Genomic DNA, 17,747 nt, shown 5'->3' with positions numbered 1-17,747 from the left:
GCCACGCTACGGTAAAATGATTCATATCCTTATTCAGCAAAGCGCAAAGCGTACATATAGATCCTCCATGAGCAACGACCACACCAACGGCCACACCCCACCTGCACCAGCCTCGTCCAATTTCCTGCGCGGTATCATCGAAACCGACCTGACCGCCGGCGCCTACGCCGAGCGCAAGGACAGCCAGGGTCAGCCGTTGCCGCAGGTGGTCACCCGTTTCCCGCCGGAGCCCAACGGCTACCTGCACATCGGCCACGCTAAGTCGATCTGCGTCAACTTCGGACTAGCGCGCGACTATGCCGGCCGCTGCCACCTGCGTTTCGACGACACCAATCCTGAAAAAGAAGAACAGGAATACGTCGACACCATCATCGACAGCGTGCGCTGGCTGGGTTTCGACTGGACAGACAATACCGGCGAACACCTGTACTTCGCCAGCAACTACTTCGACAAGCTGTATGAAATGGCGGAATACCTGATCACCGCCGGCCTGGCTTACGTCGACAGCCAAAGCGCCGAACAGATGACCGCCAACCGCGGCAATTTCGGCGAGCCAGGCAAGGATTCGCCGTTCCGCAACCGTTCGGCCGAAGAATCGCTGGACCTGTTCCGCCGCATGAAAGCCGGCGAATTCAAGGATGGCGAGCATATCGTGCGCGCCAGGATCGACATGGCGTCGCCCAACATGAACCTGCGCGACCCGGCCATCTACCGGATCCGCCATGCCCATCATCACCGTACCGGCGACAAATGGTGCATCTATCCGATGTACGACTACACGCATCCGATTTCCGATGCGCTGGAAAACATTTCGCATTCGATCTGCACCCTGGAATTCCAGGACCACCGCCCGTTCTACGACTGGTTGCTGGAACACCTGAGCAGCGCCGGTTTCCTGCAAAAACCGGTGCCGCACCAGTATGAATTCTCGCGCCTCAACGTGACCTATGTGATCACCAGTAAACGCAAGCTGCGCCAGCTGGTGGACGAAGGCATCGTCGACGGCTGGGACGATCCGCGCATGCCGACCCTGGTCGGCATCCGGCGCCGCGGCTTTACGCCGGAATCGCTGCAGTTGTTCTGCGACCGCACCGGCGTCACCAAGTCCGACGGCTGGATCGACATGAGTTCGCTGGAAGGAGCCCTGCGCGAGGATCTCGATCCCAAGGCGCCGCGCGCCAGCGCCGTGCTGCAGCCGCTGAAGCTGATCATCGACAATTTTCCGGAAGGCGAAACCGTGGCCTGCCACGCGCCGGTCTATCCGCCTGCGCATCCGGAGCACGCCACGGCGTTGCGCCACTTCCCGATCAGCAAGACGCTGTGGATAGAACAGGAAGATTTCATGGAAACCCCGGTCAAAGGGTATTTCCGCCTGTTCCCGCCGAGCGCCGACAAGCCGGGCAGCCGGGTGCGCCTGCGCCATGGTTACGTGGTCGAATGCACCGGCTTTGACAAGGATGCGGACGGCAAGGTGACCGCGGTCCATTGCACCTATTTCCCCGACAGCAAGAGCGGCACCGAAGGCAGCGCCAACTACAAGGTCAAGGGTAACATTCACTGGATCAGCGTGGCGCACGCGATCGAGGCCGAAGTACGGCTGTACGACCGCCTGTTCACCGATCCGCATCCGGATGCCGGCGGCAAGGACTTCAAGGCGGCGTTGAACCCGGACGCCAAGAAAGTGATCAGCGCCTACCTCGAGCCGGGCCTGAAAGACGCCCAGCCAGAGCAGCGCTACCAGTTCGAACGGCACGGCTACTTCATCGCCGACCGGGTTGATTCGCAGCCGGGCAAGCTGGTGTTCAACCGGACTGTTACCTTGAAGGACAGCTGGCTCAAGTAATAGATCCGGGTAACAGAGCCGGCAGCTGAAGACAAAGACGTCGCACCGTAAATCCGGTCCGGCGTCTTTCTCCATTCTGGCCGTGGTGTTACATTATGTGATGCATAGACAACAATAGTCATCGTTTGAGACGAACTTGAAACAATCGTGAACCAGAAAGCAGCAGACGCAAACCAAGCCGTCATACAGGTAGAGATGCAGGTGCGCGGCATCAACGGCCAGGTAATCTTGCTCAGCGACCGCGTCCAGATAAAACGCGCCGGCGCCATGGCGCGCCTGACGCAATCCCGCAACAGTGAAAAAGACATCCCGGTCGCGGCCCTGAGCGCGGTCCGCATCCAGTTGCCGGGCCTGCTGACCAACGGCTATATCCGCTTTTACCTGAGCCACGGCAAACAAAGCGACGATACCCTGGTCCGCGCGGCCAGCGACGAAAATACGGTGCTGTTCAACCCCAGGCAATTCACTAAATTCGCCAACCTGAAAACCGCGATCGAGAAAAAAATCGCGGCTTCCCAGGTGCTTACCCGCGCGCCAGTGGATTTCGAGCAGCTGGACCGGCTGGCGGAGCAGTACAAGCAGGGGCTGATTTCGCGTTCGGAATGGATCAGCACCAAGAAAAAATTGCTAGGACTTTAAGGATATGGGGCAGTTGCAGCGAACTCCGCATGCAAGCACTATAATCACGCCACCTTTCCCAGACACCAAGCTATAACCAACCAAGGAACACCTATGACCATCTCCATGTACAGCGCCTCGATTCCCGTCTTCAAGCAGATGCTGAGCGCGCTCAACGACGTATTGGCAAAGGCCGAAGCACACGCGACCGAAAAGAAAATCGATCCCAATGCTTTCCTGCAGGCACGCCTGTTCCCGGACATGTTCCCGCTGCTGCGCCAGGTGCAGATCGCTGCCGATTTCGCCAAGAGCGTGCCGGCCCGCCTGGCCGGCGCCGAAGTACCTTCTTATGAAGACAGCGAACTGACTTTCGCCGACCTGCATGCCCGCATCCAGAAGACGCTGGCATTCATCGACGGCCTGAGCGCAGCGCAGATCGACGGCAGCGAAACGCTGGAAATCGTCCTGCGTCCCGGCACGCCGAAAGAAAAGAAGCTGACCGGCCAGACTTACCTGCTGGGTTACGGCCTGCCGCAGTTTTTCTTCCACGTGACCACCGCTTATGACATCCTGCGCCATAACGGCGTGGAAGTCGGCAAGCGCGACTTCATGGGCGCTTATTAACGTGCCTTTTGCGGACGGAGGCTGATGCTTGGCCTCCCACCGGTCCCGCTGTTGCCCCGAATCCCTGGCGGCAGGCAAGTCATAGTATGTTCAACCGCGGCGGGGCTGACGCCATCCAGATCGCTCAAGCTAGTCTTGAAGCGGAAAGTCGCCGGTGACCACCATATGCCGTTACACATGACTTCATAGACCAACGGCGTATCCTCATGGTCCGGATACTCCAGTTCGCCACCGCTGCAAGTCCAGCCGCCCGGGCAGCTCACGACTTCCACTTTCGCTGTCACCGCAAACTGCGGATACCCCTGGTAATGCACCTCGACCGGAATGTAGGTATTCTGCATGCCGCTCGTATCCGGAATGCGGTCAATCTTGAATGGTTCACAGCCCTTGTCTTCGGCAGTGAGCCGGTAACCTTTTTCTACGCCTTTCATCGCCGCTGTCCGAAATACCGGGTCCTTGAGCGCTGCCGCATCGCTGGGATTGGTATGGAAACCTGCTTCAATGATGACCGAGGGCATGGTGGCCAGCCTATTTTCGCCCAAATTGTTCCGCTTTTCAGATTGACTCGGCACCGGATAATTCTTATACATCTCCTTCGCTTGGATTAGCTCCTTCATATAACATAGAACATTATTCGCTAGCCGCTGATCAGCAGAGCGTCCGGTATGGTATATCGCCCGTACTCCGCTGGCGGCCTGGTCAGCCGCATTCGTGTGCAGATGGAAAATCGCATCAGCACCAATGTGATTGGCGAACAATGGTCGACTGCGGATATCCTCGTTCCGCTCACGCAAATTGCCGGTGGTATCGGGTAACGAATGCCAGAGATTCGGATTTTCTGGATAAATCAACTGCAAATTATAGCGGGCCCCAATCTCATCCCAAGGCTGACCGCTTGGCCCGTGTTCGGCGGTAGTATTTGAGCGCGGGAATTTTGCTGCAATGTCGCTACGTTTTTCCAGCCACAGCGATAGTTCAGTCGCATAATCCGGAGTGATGAAATCCTCCGTAATACCGTTACTAGGATCGCGCTGGGCACGCCAGTCTTTGAATCCATAGTGATAATAGATACCGTGACCGGCAGCAGATACAATCGTCGCGGCAGTTACCGGTGCAGAAGCACCTCTGCCGGAAAACAGCGCAAAACGACTTTCGGCCGGAAAATAATCATAGATATCCTTTCCACCGAAACGAATATCCACACCTGAAATAACAATGATATTCCGCAGAAACTCACTGGCAATATTTGCCAATTCGCTCGTCAAATCCTCCATCTCGGCGCCAAAGTAGAGTGCGCCCTGCGGCACATACGCCTCGCTCAAATCGATCACAAGCCCCAACTGCTGCCTGTCGTCACGAACGAATCTGACGCTTACAACAACATCCCGCCCTTGCCCTTCGATGCGCCGCTGCGCGTTGACAACACGTTGCAGCTCGCCCGTCAGCTCGGCTTCAAGCTGAACCTGCCGGGTTTTGTCCGGAGATGCCGGCGTTGCAGCCGCTGTCGCGCCGGACACGGCAATCATCAAGGTCATCAACAGCATCAACTTGACCAGCCACGACCTGGTGCGCCACGGCACAGCGTCGCGAATGCCGGTGAAAAAAGAAAATGAAATAAACATGGTCTGCCCTCCTGGAAAATGGATAGGCACGACCGATATCGCAGAGATCACGGTTGCCCATCGATGTGGGAAGGCCAACTGTAACGCGGCTATTGAGTAGCAGATCTAAGGAATGTAGGAAGCAGGCATGTGCAAAGCGCCTATAACAACTGGCGCAACGCAACGACAAGATCCAGGTCGGCCCGACGGCTAACCTGGTCTGCAGACGGCAGGTGACGGCGGCATCTGCCGAGTCGCCGCCGCAATCGAAACTCGGGTCAGCCCTGTCGCGCCGGCTTGCCGCCAGCGACGTAATAAGGCACTTCCAGCCGCGCCAGCGGTTGCCGGCCGCGGATGCAGTCGGCGATTTTTTCCGCGATCATGATGGTCGGCGCATTCAGGTTGCCGGTGGTAATCAGCGGCATGATCGATGCATCCACCACCCGCAGGCCTTCCATGCCGTGCACCCGCCCCTGGTTATCCACTACCGCCATCTCGTCGTAGCCCATGGCGTTGGAGCAGGACGGGTGGAAAGCGGTTTCCGCGTGCTGGCGCACGAAAGCATCCAGTTCGGCATCTGTCTGCACCTGGACGCCAGGTGAAATCTCGCGTCCGGCATAGGCCGACAATGCCTGCTGCGCGATGATGTCGCGCGTGATGCGGATGCCGTTGCGGAATTCCTGCCAATCCTGTTCGGTCGACATGTAGTTGAACAGAATGCTCGGATGCTGGCGCGGATCTTTCGAGCGCAGGTGGATACGGCCGCGGCTGGGCGAACGCATCGATCCCATGTGCGCCTGGAAGCTGTGCACCCTGATCGGATTGCTGCCGTTGTAGTTGATCGCTACCGGCAGGAAGTGATACTGGATGTTCGGCCATTCGAAACTGTCGTCGCTGCGGATGAAACCGCCGGCTTCGAACTGATTGCTGGCGCCGATGCCGGTTCCCATCAGCAGCCACTCGGCGCCGATTTGCGGCTGGTTCCAAGGTTTCAACGCCGGCGCCAGCGAGACCGGCTGCTTGCATTCGTACTGCTGGTAAATTTCCAGGTGGTCCTGCAGGTTGGCGCCGACGCCAGGCAAGTCCAGCACCACCGGAATATCGTGCTGGCGCAGCAGCGCAGCCGGGCCGACGCCGGAGCGCTGCAGGATTTGCGGCGAAGCGATCGCGCCGGAACAGAGCAGCACTTCGCGCCGCGCTTGCGCAGTCTGCGGCTGGTCGTTATGCAGGTAGGCGACGCCGACGGCGCGCTTGCCGGAAAACAGTATGCGGTCCGTCAAAGCGTGGGTGACGATGGTCAGGTTGGGCCGCGCCCGCGCCTGGTCCAGGTAACCGCGCGCAGTGCTGGCGCGCCGCCCTCGCGGCGTGGTGGTGCGGTCCATCGGACCAAAACCTTCCTGCTGGTAGCCGTTGAGGTCGTCGGTGCGCGGATAACCGGCTTGGACGCCGGCCTCCACCATCGCATGGTAGAGCACATTGTTGCCGCTCTTCGGCGTGGTCACGCTGAGCGGGCCGTCGCCGCCGTGGTAATCGTTGCCGCCGATGTCGCGCGTTTCGGCTTTCTTGAAGTACGGCAGGCAATCCAGGTAAGACCAGTTTTCCAGCCCTTCCCGCTTGGCCCAGTGATCGTAATCCAGCGCATTGCCGCGGATGTAGCACATGCCGTTGATCAGCGACGAACCGCCCAGGCCCTTGCCGCGGCCGCATTCCATGCGGCGGTTGTTCATGTGCGGTTCAGGATCGGTTTCATAAGCCCAGTTATAACGCCGCCCTTGCAGCGGAAACGCCAGCGCCGCCGGCATCTGGGTGCGGAAATCGAAGCGGTAGTCGGGGCCGCCGGCTTCCAGCAACAGCACGCTGGTATCCGCGTCTTCAGTCAGGCGCGTAGCCAGGACGTTGCCGGCCGAACCGGCGCCGATGATGATGTAGTCGTATTCTTTTGCTTGCTGCATGGTGATCCTTCCTTGCCGATGCCGGCTCGGCGGCATCGTTGTGAGACACAGGTGCTGGCGTTAAAGCGGCGCTCAGAACACCGAGGTATATGCGCCCAGCTCGACCTGGATCGATTTGATGCGGGTGTAGTGTTCCAGCGTGGTCAAGCCGTTTTCGCGGCCGACGCCGGATTGCTTGTAGCCGCCGACCGGCATCTCTGCCGCCGATTCGCCCCAGGTGTTGATCCAGCAGATGCCGGCTTCCAGCTGATGGATGACGCGATGCGCCCGGCTCAGGTTTTCCGTCATCAGGCCTGCCGCCAGGCCGTACTCGGTGTCGTTTGCGCGGCGGATGACTTCGTCTTCTTCATCGAAGGAAAGAATGCTCATCACCGGTCCGAAGATTTCTTCGCGCACGATCTTCATGTCGTCGCGGCAGTCGGTGAACACGGTCGGCTGCACATAAGCGCCGCTGGCATAGGCGCCGCTGACTTCGCGCTTGCCGCCGATCAGCAGGCGCGCGCCCTCGGCCAAGCCGGATTCGATGTAAGACAGCACACTGTCCATATGCGGGAAACTGACCAGCGGGCCGAAATTGGTGTTCATCTCGAGCGGATTGCCGAGACGGATGCGCGCGACCCGTTCCAGCACCTTGGCTTCGAATGCCTGTTTGATCGAGCTGTGTACGAATACCCGAGTGCCGTTGGTGCACACTTGGCCTGAGCTGTAGAAATTGGCCATCACGGCGACATCGGCGGCACGCTCCAGGTCGGCATCGGCGAACACGATCAGCGGCGACTTGCCGCCCAGTTCCATGGTCACGTCCTTCAAGGTCGAGCTGGAGGCGCTGGCCATGACTTTCTTGCCGGTGGCGGTGCCGCCCGTGAACGAAATCTTCTCGATGCCGGCATGTTCGGTCAGCCAGGTGCCGACTTCGCGGCCGCTGCCGGTCAGCACATTGAAGACGCCGTCCGGCAAACCTGCCTCGGTGTATATCTCGGCCAGCTTGAGCGTGCTCAGCGGCGTCACTTCGCTCGGCTTGAAAATCATCGCGTTGCCGGCCGCCAGCGCCGGCGCCGATTTCCACAAGGCGATCTGGATCGGATAGTTCCAGGCGCCGATGCCGGCCACTACCCCCAGCGGCTCGCGGCGGGTGTAGACAAACGAGCTTTCGCGCAAGGGAATCTGCGTGCCTTCGATCGACGGCACCAGGCCGGCATAGTATTCCAGCACGTCGGCGCCGGTGACGATGTCGACTGCGCGCGTTTCCGACAGCGCCTTGCCGGTATCCAGGGTTTCCAGTTCGGCCAGTTCATCATTGCGTTCACGCAGGATGGCTACCGCACGGCGCAATACGCGCGAACGCTGCATGGCGGTTTGCGCGGCCCATACGCGCTGCCCTTCTTGCGCGCTGGCGACGGCGCGGTCGACGTCGGCCTTGGTGGCGCGCTGGACTTCCGCCAGCACTTCGCCATTGGCAGGATTGATGGTCTGGAAAGTATCGCTGCCGCCGGCATCGACCCGGCGGCCGCCGATATACAGTTGCTGTTGCTTGAAAACAGGCATGGTGATTCTCCTCAATGGGTTGCTGTCAGATAGGTCAAAGATCAGGCCGCTAGATCAGGTCGTTGCGGCGTTTGCAGCGGCATCGCTTTTCTTCGCCAGTTGGTAATCCAGGTATTCATAGGCCAGCTGCCGGGCGGCGTCGGCGTCGAAGGCCGTGCCGGACAACGAACCGCGCAGCCACAAGCCGTCGATCATCGCGGCCAGGCCGCGTGCGGCCTGGCGCGCCTGTGGCAGCGGCAGTTCGCGCAGGAACTGGCAGCACAGGTTGGAGCGCAGGCGCTGGTCATTCACGTGCTGCAGCCTGCGCAGCGATTCCTGGTGCATGCTGGACGACCAGAATGCCAGCCAGGTTTTCATGACAGGGCCGCTGACCTGGCTGTCGTTGAAGTTGGCGTCGACGATGGCGCGCAAATGCGCCGCTGCGCTGTCTTGCGCCAGTTCGCCGCGGCGGCGCATGGTGTCCTCCCGCAAATCGCGCAGGATCTGGCGCATGGTGGCTTCCAGCAAACCGCTCTTGTCGCCGAAATAATGGCTGATGATGCCGGTCGACAAACCGGCTTGTTTGGCGATCAGCGCAATGGTTGCGTCCGCCAGCCCAACCCGGTCTATTACTTCCAGCGTAGCCTGGATCAGCTGCTTGCGGCGCAGCGGCAGCATCTCGTTTCTTTTCCTCAACGCACTCTCCCAAAACATTCGCGGAAAGCGGCCTGCCCATCCGCTGCCTGAATTCAGTATAATTTAAATTGATTGGACGTTCAATCAATTTAAGTTTAGGCTCTCAACAGCAATAAGTGTTTTCTTTTTAAAAACAACATCAAGTCAGAAGCCGGCAATAGAATCGGAATGAGGTTTATTTAAATGCAACATCAAATACAAACAATGAGACGATCAGGTCATTCAGCTATGCACTGCGGGCAGACCAAATGAGCGCCGCTGCCGCCGTCGTCGCCGCCCAGCCGGCGAACACTACCAGGCTCAACCGCCCGGTCTTTTTCTCGTCAGCGCTGCTGATCATCGCCTTCACCATCGTCATCATCGCCTTCCCGCAGGCATCGACCGCCTGGCTGTCGAGCGCGCAGGTGACCCTGGCCAACAGCTTCGGCTGGTACTACATGCTGGTAGTGGCCGCTTACCTCGGCTTCATCATCTGGCTGGCGGTATCGCCTTACGGCAAGATAAAACTGGGGGCGGACGACGAACAGCCCGCCTTCAGCTACGGCGCCTGGGCCGGCATGCTGTTCTCGTCCGGCATCGGCATCTCCCTGCTGTACTTCGGCGCCTCGGAACCCTTGACGCATTACCTGTATCCGCCGCAAGGCGCGGCGGCAACGCCGGCGGCGGCCAGCCAGGCGATGACGCTGACCTTCCTACACTGGGGCCTGCACGGCTGGGCCATCTATGCCTTGATCGCCGTCGCGCTGGGCTACTTCGCCTATCGCCACAAGCAGCCGCTGGCTTTGCGCACCGCTCTCTACCCGCTGCTCGGCGAGCGCGTCCACGGCGCCGCCGGCCACGCCGTCGATTGCTTCGGCATCGTGGTGACCGTGCTGGGCCTGGTCAGCAACCTCGGCATAGGGTCGCTGCAGATCAGCGCCGGCCTGGAACACCTGTTCGGCTTGCAAAACAGCCACAGCACGCTGCTGGCGGTGATCATCGTGATGACGATAGTGGCGACGCTGGCGGCGATCTCCGGCGTCGAAGTCGGCATCCGCCGCCTGTCGAACCTGAATGTCGTGCTGTTTGCCGGCCTGCTGATTTTTGCGCTGTCGATGGGGCCGACGCTGCACCTGCTGAACGCCATGATCCAGAACCTGGGCGACTACATCGGCAATTTCGTCGGCAAGACTTTTGACCTGTATGCCTATGACCGGCCTAGCGACTGGCTCGGCAAATGGACCCTGTTCTACTGGGCCTGGTGGATTTCCTGGGCGCCATTCGTCGGCCTCTTCATTGCCCGCATCTCGCGCGGCCGCACCATCCGCGAAGTGGTGACCGGCGTATTGCTGCTGCCGCTGGCGTTCACCCTGGTATGGCTGTCGGTATTCGGCAACAGCGCCCTCGACCTGCTGATCAACCACGGCGCTACCGAACTGAGCCGTACCGCGCTGGAGCAGCCGGCCATGACCATGTACAAGCTGCTGGCGCACTACCCGTTTGGCACGGCCATGTCAGGCGTAGCGATTTTCGTCGGCTTCGTGCTGTTCCTGACGCCAGCCGACTCCGGCGCCGTGATGCTGGCCAACTTGTCGGTGCGCGGCAGCCGCAGTGACAGCGATGCCGATGCGCCGCACTGGCTGCGGATTTTCTGGTCGGCGCTGATCATGGCGGTGACGGTCGGCCTGATGTTTGCAGATAACATCAGCGCGATTCAAACCACGATCGTGCTGGCGTCGCTGCCGTTTTCGGTGGTGCTGGTGCTGTACATGGTGTGCCTGATGAAGAGCCTGCGTTTGGAATTCAACCCCGCGACAACGGCAAAAGCCGTGGCGCGAGTGGCCAGACGAACCTAGCTGGGCGTATTGCTGCAATCCCCCATAGACGGGATTTTAAGAATTCCCTGCATGCAGTGTTGATTTAGACTTAACGACCCGTCCACGTCTGTGCCGGGTCGTTTTTTTGTCCGAAAAATTCCTAAACATTCAGCATTACGAAAGAAAGGACTGTCAGATGGTTAGAAAATTCGTCGAACTGGCGGAAAAAATGTCGCCCGCCTCGCGTGCGCGTTCGGACGCGAAATTCGAGGCCCTGATCCGGGAAATGCCTTTGCATGAACTGCGGCGCGCTCGCGGCCTGTCGCAAAAGGCCCTGGCCGCACTACTGCATATCGAACAGCCGGCGATTGCGAAGCTTGAATGGCGCGCCGACATGTATATTTCCTCGTTGCGCGCCCACATTGAGGCAATGCACGGAGAGCTGGAAATCATTGCCAGATTTCCTAGTGGAGCAGTAACGATCAAGAATTTCACGGCACTGGAATTCTCTGAGACCTGATTCAGATCTGCGCCAGCCATCCGGTCGATAACCGGGAGGCTGGCGCATGACAAAATTCTTATGGCATGAGGACGCAGTCCTTCGCTATGCTTTCCTCTCTCTCAGCAAAGCATGCAGGATGATCGCGCCGAAAGTCGCGGTGCCGATGCCGCCTAGCGAGAACTGGCCAAGCTTCAAGGTAAAGTCGCCGGCGCCCAGCACCAGCGTCACGGCGGCAACGATCAGGTTGCGGTTGTTGGAAAAGTCGACCTTGTTTTCAACCCAGATGCGTGCGCCCGATACCGCGATCAGGCCGAACACCACGATCGATACGCCGCCCAGCACCGCGCCAGGAATGGTCTGGATCACGGCGCCGAACTTCGGCGAGAAACCAAGGATGATCGCCAGGCAAGCTGCCACCACAAACACCAGCGTCGAATAAATCTTGGTGACCGCCATCACGCCGATATTCTCGGCGTAAGTGGTGACGCCGGTGCCGCCGACGCTGCCCGATACGATGGTCGCCAGGCCGTCGCCGACAAAAGCGCGGCCCATGTACTTGTCGAGGTTCTGCCCGGTCATGGCGGCTACCGCCTTGATATGGCCAAGATTTTCCGCCACCAGGATGATCGCAACCGGCGCCAGCAAAGCCATCGCATCGGCCTTGAATACCGGCGCCGAGAAATGCGGGATGCCGAACCAGGCGGCTTGCGCAACCATGCCGAAATCGATCGGCTTGCCAAGGCCGGCGCCATTGGTCAGCACCGCATAAATCACATAGGCCAGCATCAGGCCGACCAGGATCAGCAGGCGCTGCAGCATGCCGCGCGCAAACACGGCGACGCCGCCTACGCACAACACCGTCCCCAGCGCCATCCAGGCATCGAAGTTGTTGCCGCTGACGCCCTTGATCGCAATCGGCGCCAGGTTCAAGCCGATCACTGCCACCACCGCGCCGGTAACTACCGGCGGCATCAGGGTTTCGATCCAGCGCGTGCCGATCGCCATCACCAGCAGGCCGATCAGCGCGTACAGCACGCCGCAGGCAATGATGCCGCCCAGCGCCACCCCGAGGTTGGGATTAAGGCCGTGGCCGCCGTAAGCGCTGACCGCGATGACCAGGCCGATGAACGAAAAGCTGGAGCCGAGGTAGCTCGGCACCCGACCGCCGACCAGCACGAAGAACAGCAAGGTGCCGATGCCCGACATGAAAATCGCCAGGTTCGGATCGAAACCCATGAGCAGCGGCGCCAGCACGGTCGAACCGAACATCGCCACCACGTGCTGCACCCCCATGGCGAAAGTCTGCGGCCACGGCAAACGCTCGTCGGCTGCGATGACCTGGCCCTGCCCGTCCGCAGTGCTGGCGCGCAGGCGCCATTTGGGAAAATAAGAAGCCGCCATGAATTTCCTCTCTGATTGTAGTTTTGTTTTTTTACCGGAAGCTAGTGTCGTGTCTCNCCTCCCCTGCCGGTATATCGCGCCGGCTTTGGCCCGTAGCGCTAGGCGCGCCGAGGAGACATAGCGGGGCTATGGCGACGAGGCGCAACGACGCGATACGGGTCAAGGACAAGTGAGATACCGGCAGGGGAGGCGAGACACGACACTAGTGTACGAAGCCCGCCGCAAAATAACAATCGCGGCGAGGAAGAAATGTATTGCGGTTTACATAAAGATTCACGCAAAACGCCGCATAAAAAAACACCGGCGCGGTAGCCGGTGTTTTTTTGTCGCTAGTCCGATGCAATTACGGGAAGACGGGAAGATGCTTTTCGACGCCAGAGAAAGCCGCTTCCGGGTGACGCTTTTCAATCAACTGCTCTATCGCCGGCACCCGTTTGAAAGGCACGTCGACCAGCAGCAGTATCTTGCCCTCGTCGATCCCGGCATGGAAAGCTTTCAGGCGGGAATTGGGCAACGCTGCCGCCGCCATGCCCGACATCCAGCTGCCCAGCACCGCGCCGGCCAGCGTCAGCGCTACCAGCGCCAGCCAGTTCAGGTGCACCCACTCGGGCGGAAAATACACCAGCCACATGCCCAGCAACAAACCGATCAAGCCGCCTGCCAGCAGACCGATCTCAGCGCCGTTGGCAAGGTCGGTCTTATGGAGCACATTGGCCTCAGGCATATCCGCCGGCAGTTTGCCATCCGCAGCCCAGAAGTGAATGTTCCGAATCCCTACCCTGGCCAGCAGCAACTCGTCGAGCGTGCTGCGTGCACTGGAAACGTCCGGCAACATGAAATAAAGTCGTTGTCTACCCAACATGATGGCCTCCTGTGACTGTGTATACATTCAGCATAGTCAATGAGTGCAGAATCCACAAAGGTTGATTGGCGCCTGATTTGGCTAAAAATGCGACAATTCCCGTTCCGCCAACCAACAACGATGGAACCACCATGATTCTCGAATTAGCCGATATCCGCATCCAGCCAGGCAAACAACAGGAATTCGACGCCGCCATCCAGCGCGGCATCGAACAAGTCATCAGCAAGGCCAAAGGATTTGCCGGTTTCAAGATACATAAGGGAATTGAGTCGCCGGAACGTTACGTGCTGACGATTTCCTGGGAAACGCTGGAAAACCATACGGTGGATTTTCGCGAATCGCCGGCATTTGCCGAATGGCGTGCGCTGGTCGGGCCGTTTTTTGCCGTGGCGCCGACCGTCGAGCATTTCACGCTGTTGACGCAATCTCACTGAAGCACTGAACTTATAACTGAGATAGGTGTGACAAGACATGCACTGTGTGAGCAGCAGGGCAACCCGTTCTGACGGCCAATGCCGGCGGGATGCCCGACTGCTACGCAGCGATATAGACGAACTACTGCAGCAAATTACTGCTGGATACTGAAACTACTTCTGGCTGCAAACACACTTGTAGCCTGCTGCCGGCGCTGAACTGCCGTAATACTCGACGCGATGCTTAGAAACCCTTGATCCACGCTGCAGTCTGGGCGCTTTCACGGTCCAGGCGTTGCATGCGGTATTCCAGGTCGTACAGGTCGACGGCTTCTGCCAGGTAAGCTTCCTTGCGTGCTGCTTCCGAACGCTCGTAGGCAGTGCCGACACGCTTGAAAAAAGCGGCGATGCTGGTCAAGACGCCGGCAGTTTGTACCGAAGCTGCTGGACGGGAAATGCTAGGACTGTTGCTGATGGTCATTGTAGACATGATGTATTCCTCTTTCGTTTTGCGTTCACCGCAAGCCAATTGTTGCGTCGCACAATCAGAATAGTCTTTCCCCATTAATTATCCAATTTCGATTGCCAATAGCTGTTATCAGTTTTGTGAATTTAAGGGGCTAAAAGCCCTATTTGGAGCCAACTTACGATTTGGCCTAAAGCGTTGTAAAACTGCTATACAGGCTTGGAAGGATGACTGTAAACTGCTGCACTTCCTGTCCTTATTCAGCACTTAACCACGCACCTAAGCAAGCAACCGATCCCCAATGTCCACGCATACCTTCCTCTGGCACGACTACGAAACTTTCGGCGTCCAGCCGCGACGCGACCGCCCGGCCCAATTTGCGGCGATCCGCACGGATGCCGAACTGAATGAGATCGGCGAGCCGATCATGTTGTATTGCCAACCAGCAAATGACTTTCTGCCGGATCCGCAATCCTGCCTGATCACCGGCATCACGCCGCAGCAATGCCTGGAGCGAGGTATTCCCGAATACCAGTTCGCGGCCCAGATCGAAAAAGCGTTTTCCGAAGCCGGCACAATCGGCGTCGGCTACAACACGATCCGCTTCGACGACGAGGTCACCCGTTTCCTGTTCTGGCGCAACCTGATCGATCCCTATGCGCGCGAATGGCAGAACCAGTGCGGCCGCTGGGATATCCTGGACGTGGTGCGCACCGCCTATGCCTTGCGGCCGGAGGGCATCCAATGGCCGGTCAACGACGAAGGACGGCCCAGTTTCCGCCTTGAACTGCTGACCAAGGCCAACGGCCTCAGCCACGAAGCGGCGCATGACGCGCTGTCCGACGTGCGGGCGACCATTGCGCTGGCGCGCCTGATCCGGCAACACCAGCCGAAACTGTTCGATTTTTGCCTGGCGCTGCACAAGAAAGACCGCGCCGGCGCTGAAATCGGCTTGCCGACGCCGCGGCCGTTCCTGCATATTTCCGGCATGTTCCCGGCCGAGCAGGGCTGCCTGGCCGTTATGTGGCCGCTCGGCGTGCATCCCACCAACAAGAACGAAATACTGGCCTGGGACCTGGCGTTCGATCCCAGCGAGCTGTTTTCCCTGGATGCCGATACCGTGCGCACCCGGCTGTTCAGCAAGTCCGCCGACCTGCCGGAAGGCGTAACGCGCCTGCCCTTGAAATCGGTGCACCTGAACAAATCGCCGATGGTGATCAACAAGCTGCAAACCCTCTCGGCCGACATGACCACGCGCTGGGGTATAGATATCCCGCTGGCGTTGCGCCATGCGGAAATTGCAGCGCAAGCCCCTGACCTCAGCGGCCTGTGGCGCCAGGTATTCCAGCGTCCGGAGGAAGCGGCAAGCGATGTCGATGAAGACTTGTACGGCGGTTTTGTCGGCAACAACGACAGGCGCAAGCTAAATGACTTGCGCGCCATGCCGCCGCAAAAACTGGCGGCGGCCCGCGTCAGTTTTGACGACCAGCGCCTGGAAGAACTGGCCTTCCGCTACCGCGCCCGCAATTTCCCCGACACCCTGACACCAGAAGAACAGGAACGTTGGGACGAACACCGCGCCGCCCGCCTGTTCGACGGCGAAGGCAAGGCGCGCACGGTCGACATGCTGTTTGAGGAGATAGACCAGCTGTCGGAAACGGCCGACGAGCGCGGCGAAGAAATCCTCGGCGCGCTGTATGACTATGCAGAGATGATCGCGCCGGCGCGCGAATAGCCATTTGCCGCTGGCTTGTTGCGCCAGGGCTGCCCATATAAAGCGGGGCCAGGATAATTTTCTCTTGCACGAAAATTATCCTGGCCCCGCGTATCTTCATCTCCCGGGCGGCGTCCCGCTCGGGTCTCTTGTCAATTCTCTGCTTCTGTCACCTGCGGCTGCGCTTTCAGCTTCTGGATAAAATCGCGCATGGGCTGGCTGATGTCCGCGAACAACGGGTGGCCGCGATTTTTCAGCATCACTTCGGTGAACAGCTTCAAACCCAGCGCCAGCGAGGCGGCAGTGTCAGCGTCAAACTGGCCTTTGCTGCGCACCTTGTCGACGATCGTGAACAGGTCGTCGTGGTTGCCGGTGTCAAAACTGATGGCGGCATGGGTCGGCTCGCCTTGTTTTGGCGTCGCCAGATGTTCCAGGGTGATGCGGTAACGGTATTCACGCATGGCTACTCCTTCTTTCAAACGACTTGCTATTGCCTGTTGCGGCGATGACGGCTTGTTTCAGATACGTTCGATTTTCACGGCTGCCAGGTCGATGGCATCGACGATGGCGTGGATCTGATCCTGGCTGAGTTCGCCCTTTTCCAGCCTTGTATGCAATGCCATCCGAAAATTCTGGATCGCTCGCCGCAGCTCCGGCGCTGAACTGCCGGACGCGCGCTGTGCGGTTTCCAGGCGTTGCAGCGCCAGGGCCAGGGCTTCGCTGTTTTCAGCCAGGAACGCGCTGCCTTCCGCTGTGATGCGATACAGTTTCTTGCCGCCGGTTTCCGCTTCGATCGCCGTGTAACCCAGTTCTTCCAGCAATGTCAAAGTCGGATAGATCACGCCCGGGCTGGGGCTGTAATCGCCGCCGACCAGTTCTTCGATCGCCTTGATGACTTCGTAGCCATGGCGTGGCTTTTCTTGCAGCAGCTTGAGGATGACCAGGCGCAAGCTGCCCTGTTCAAACATCCGTCCGCCGCGCCCGCCTTCGCGCCGCCCGCCCCGTTCAAACAGGCCGCCGCCGCGATGTTGCCTTTCATGACCTTGGTGCATACGGCTGTGGTCGCAGCCTCTTCTATGTCCAAACATGTTTCTTCCTTATCTCATTGAATGAGACACTAAGATATATCTTAGAAATTGCTAAGTCAAGGAAATTTCAATACCCGGGCGCAGCTTGAAAACCTTCAGCGCCCGCGTTTGGCCAGATATTCGGGCTGGAACATGCACATGCGGATGGCGTCCCGATACACGCCATTGATGAAAAACTCGCTTTTCAGCTCGCTTTCCAGTTCGAACCCGCATTTTTGGTAAATATGGATGGCTTTGTGGTTTTCCTTGTCGACATACAGATAGAGCTTGTACAAGTTGAGCACGCAGAAGGCATATTCGATCGCCAGCCGGGTGGCGCGCTCGGCATAACCCTTGCCCTGGGCGCCAGGCGCGACGATGATCTGGAATTCCGCGCGCCGGTGGATATGGGTAATCTCGACCAGCTCCACCAGCCCCACCATCTCGCCGTTGTCGCTTTCCAGGATGAAGCGCCGTTCGCTTTGGTCGTGGACGTGCTGGTCATACAATTGCACCAGTTCGACATAAGCTTCGTAGGGCTCTTCGAACCAATAACGCATGATGTGGCTGTTATTGTCGAGCTGATGCACAAAGTGCAGGTCGTTACGCTCCAGTGGCCGCAGTTTCAGGCCCGGTTGCACTAGGGTAGTCATTGTTTTCTTTCTTAT

Annotated in this window: 17 protein-coding genes; 7 read left to right on the top strand and 10 right to left on the bottom strand. The window is 59.0% G+C overall.

Annotated elements, in window-relative coordinates:
• Positions 1 to 67 precede the first annotated feature (67 nt).
• From CFU_RS05970 to CFU_RS05960, 3 genes are all read left to right on the top strand, one after another.
• Positions 68 to 1,843 carry a glutamine--tRNA ligase/YqeY domain fusion protein gene (locus CFU_RS05970; protein ID WP_014005140.1) on the top strand — a complete coding sequence of 592 codons (1,776 nt, stop codon included), beginning with the start codon at positions 68 to 70 and terminating at the stop codon, positions 1,841 to 1,843.
• A 147-nt stretch (positions 1,844 to 1,990) separates the two neighbouring features.
• Positions 1,991 to 2,482, top strand: a complete 492-nt coding sequence (locus tag CFU_RS05965) for a DUF4429 domain-containing protein (RefSeq protein WP_014005139.1) — start codon at positions 1,991 to 1,993, stop codon at positions 2,480 to 2,482.
• Between the two features lie 93 nt (positions 2,483 to 2,575).
• Positions 2,576 to 3,085, top strand: a complete 510-nt coding sequence (locus CFU_RS05960; protein WP_014005138.1) for a DUF1993 domain-containing protein — start codon at positions 2,576 to 2,578, stop codon at positions 3,083 to 3,085.
• On the opposite strand, the gene CFU_RS05955 is transcribed toward CFU_RS05960, so the two are convergent.
• The 4 genes from CFU_RS05955 to betI all read right to left on the bottom strand — a co-directional run bounded on the left by CFU_RS05955 (position 3,082) and on the right by betI (position 8,876).
• Positions 3,082 to 4,707: an N-acetylmuramoyl-L-alanine amidase gene (locus CFU_RS05955; RefSeq protein ID WP_050808492.1), complete on the bottom strand. Its 1,626-nt coding sequence runs from the start codon at positions 4,705 to 4,707 to the stop codon at positions 3,082 to 3,084. The two genes, CFU_RS05960 and CFU_RS05955, sit on opposite strands and share 4 nt — an antisense overlap.
• 257 nt (positions 4,708 to 4,964) lie before the next feature.
• Positions 4,965 to 6,638 carry a choline dehydrogenase gene (gene betA, locus CFU_RS05950; RefSeq protein WP_041741381.1) on the bottom strand — a complete coding sequence of 558 codons (1,674 nt, stop codon included), beginning with the start codon at positions 6,636 to 6,638 and terminating at the stop codon, positions 4,965 to 4,967.
• 72 nt (positions 6,639 to 6,710) lie between these two features.
• Positions 6,711 to 8,183 carry a betaine-aldehyde dehydrogenase gene (gene betB, locus CFU_RS05945; RefSeq protein ID WP_041741380.1) on the bottom strand — a complete coding sequence of 491 codons (1,473 nt, stop codon included), beginning with the start codon at positions 8,181 to 8,183 and terminating at the stop codon, positions 6,711 to 6,713.
• Positions 8,184 to 8,237: 54 nt separating this feature from the next.
• Positions 8,238 to 8,876: a transcriptional regulator BetI gene (gene betI, locus CFU_RS05940; protein WP_014005134.1), complete on the bottom strand. Its 639-nt coding sequence runs from the start codon at positions 8,874 to 8,876 to the stop codon at positions 8,238 to 8,240.
• 230 nt (positions 8,877 to 9,106) lie between these two features.
• Between betI and CFU_RS05935 the strand changes: the two genes are divergently transcribed.
• Entirely contained in the window at positions 9,107 to 10,693 is a 1,587-nt protein-coding gene (locus tag CFU_RS05935; RefSeq protein WP_014005133.1) for a BCCT family transporter, read from the top strand.
• Positions 10,694 to 10,850: 157 nt separating this feature from the next.
• On the top strand, positions 10,851 to 11,174 hold the full coding sequence (locus tag CFU_RS05930) for an XRE family transcriptional regulator (protein ID WP_041741378.1): 324 nt from the start codon (positions 10,851 to 10,853) through the stop codon (positions 11,172 to 11,174).
• 84 nt (positions 11,175 to 11,258) lie between these two features.
• Here CFU_RS05930 and CFU_RS05925 read toward each other — a convergent pair whose 3' ends face one another.
• Positions 11,259 to 12,557 (bottom strand): solute carrier family 23 protein, encoded by a 1,299-nt coding sequence (locus CFU_RS05925; protein WP_014005131.1) that lies wholly within the window; start codon positions 12,555 to 12,557, stop codon positions 11,259 to 11,261.
• Between the two features lie 343 nt (positions 12,558 to 12,900).
• Positions 12,901 to 13,419 (bottom strand): hypothetical protein, encoded by a 519-nt coding sequence (locus CFU_RS05920; protein ID WP_041741377.1) that lies wholly within the window; start codon positions 13,417 to 13,419, stop codon positions 12,901 to 12,903.
• A gap of 131 nt (positions 13,420 to 13,550) precedes the next feature.
• Here CFU_RS05920 and CFU_RS05915 point away from each other — a divergent pair, with 131 nt between their 5' ends.
• Positions 13,551 to 13,853, top strand: a complete 303-nt coding sequence (locus tag CFU_RS05915) for an antibiotic biosynthesis monooxygenase family protein (RefSeq protein WP_041741376.1) — start codon at positions 13,551 to 13,553, stop codon at positions 13,851 to 13,853.
• Between the two features lie 223 nt (positions 13,854 to 14,076).
• On the opposite strand, the gene CFU_RS05910 is transcribed toward CFU_RS05915, so the two are convergent.
• Positions 14,077 to 14,250: a DUF3563 family protein gene (locus tag CFU_RS05910; protein WP_425304699.1), complete on the bottom strand. Its 174-nt coding sequence runs from the start codon at positions 14,248 to 14,250 to the stop codon at positions 14,077 to 14,079.
• A gap of 349 nt (positions 14,251 to 14,599) precedes the next feature.
• Here CFU_RS05910 and sbcB point away from each other — a divergent pair, with 349 nt between their 5' ends.
• Positions 14,600 to 16,033 carry an exodeoxyribonuclease I gene (sbcB, locus tag CFU_RS05905; RefSeq protein ID WP_014005127.1) on the top strand — a complete coding sequence of 478 codons (1,434 nt, stop codon included), beginning with the start codon at positions 14,600 to 14,602 and terminating at the stop codon, positions 16,031 to 16,033.
• 131 nt (positions 16,034 to 16,164) lie between these two features.
• Here the strand turns inward: sbcB and CFU_RS05900 are convergent, their stop codons facing one another.
• The 3 genes from CFU_RS05900 to speG all read right to left on the bottom strand — a co-directional run bounded on the left by CFU_RS05900 (position 16,165) and on the right by speG (position 17,732).
• A complete protein-coding gene (locus CFU_RS05900) occupies positions 16,165 to 16,473 on the bottom strand; it encodes a DUF3861 domain-containing protein (RefSeq protein ID WP_041741374.1) in 309 nt (102 codons plus the stop codon).
• 57 nt (positions 16,474 to 16,530) lie between these two features.
• Positions 16,531 to 17,100, bottom strand: coding sequence for a PadR family transcriptional regulator (locus CFU_RS05895; protein WP_014005125.1), 570 nt, complete (start codon positions 17,098 to 17,100; stop codon positions 16,531 to 16,533).
• A gap of 95 nt (positions 17,101 to 17,195) precedes the next feature.
• Positions 17,196 to 17,732 (bottom strand): spermidine N1-acetyltransferase, encoded by a 537-nt coding sequence (gene speG, locus CFU_RS05890; protein WP_014005124.1) that lies wholly within the window; start codon positions 17,730 to 17,732, stop codon positions 17,196 to 17,198.
• Between the last annotated feature and the right edge of the window lie 15 nt (positions 17,733 to 17,747).

Origin of the sequence: Collimonas fungivorans Ter331, from assembly GCF_000221045.1 — a bacterium.
Classification (GTDB): domain Bacteria; phylum Pseudomonadota; class Gammaproteobacteria; order Burkholderiales; family Burkholderiaceae_D; genus Collimonas; species Collimonas fungivorans_A.
The sequence above is the reverse complement of the archived record's forward strand: the minus strand, read 5'-3'. Positions and strand labels throughout refer to the sequence as shown.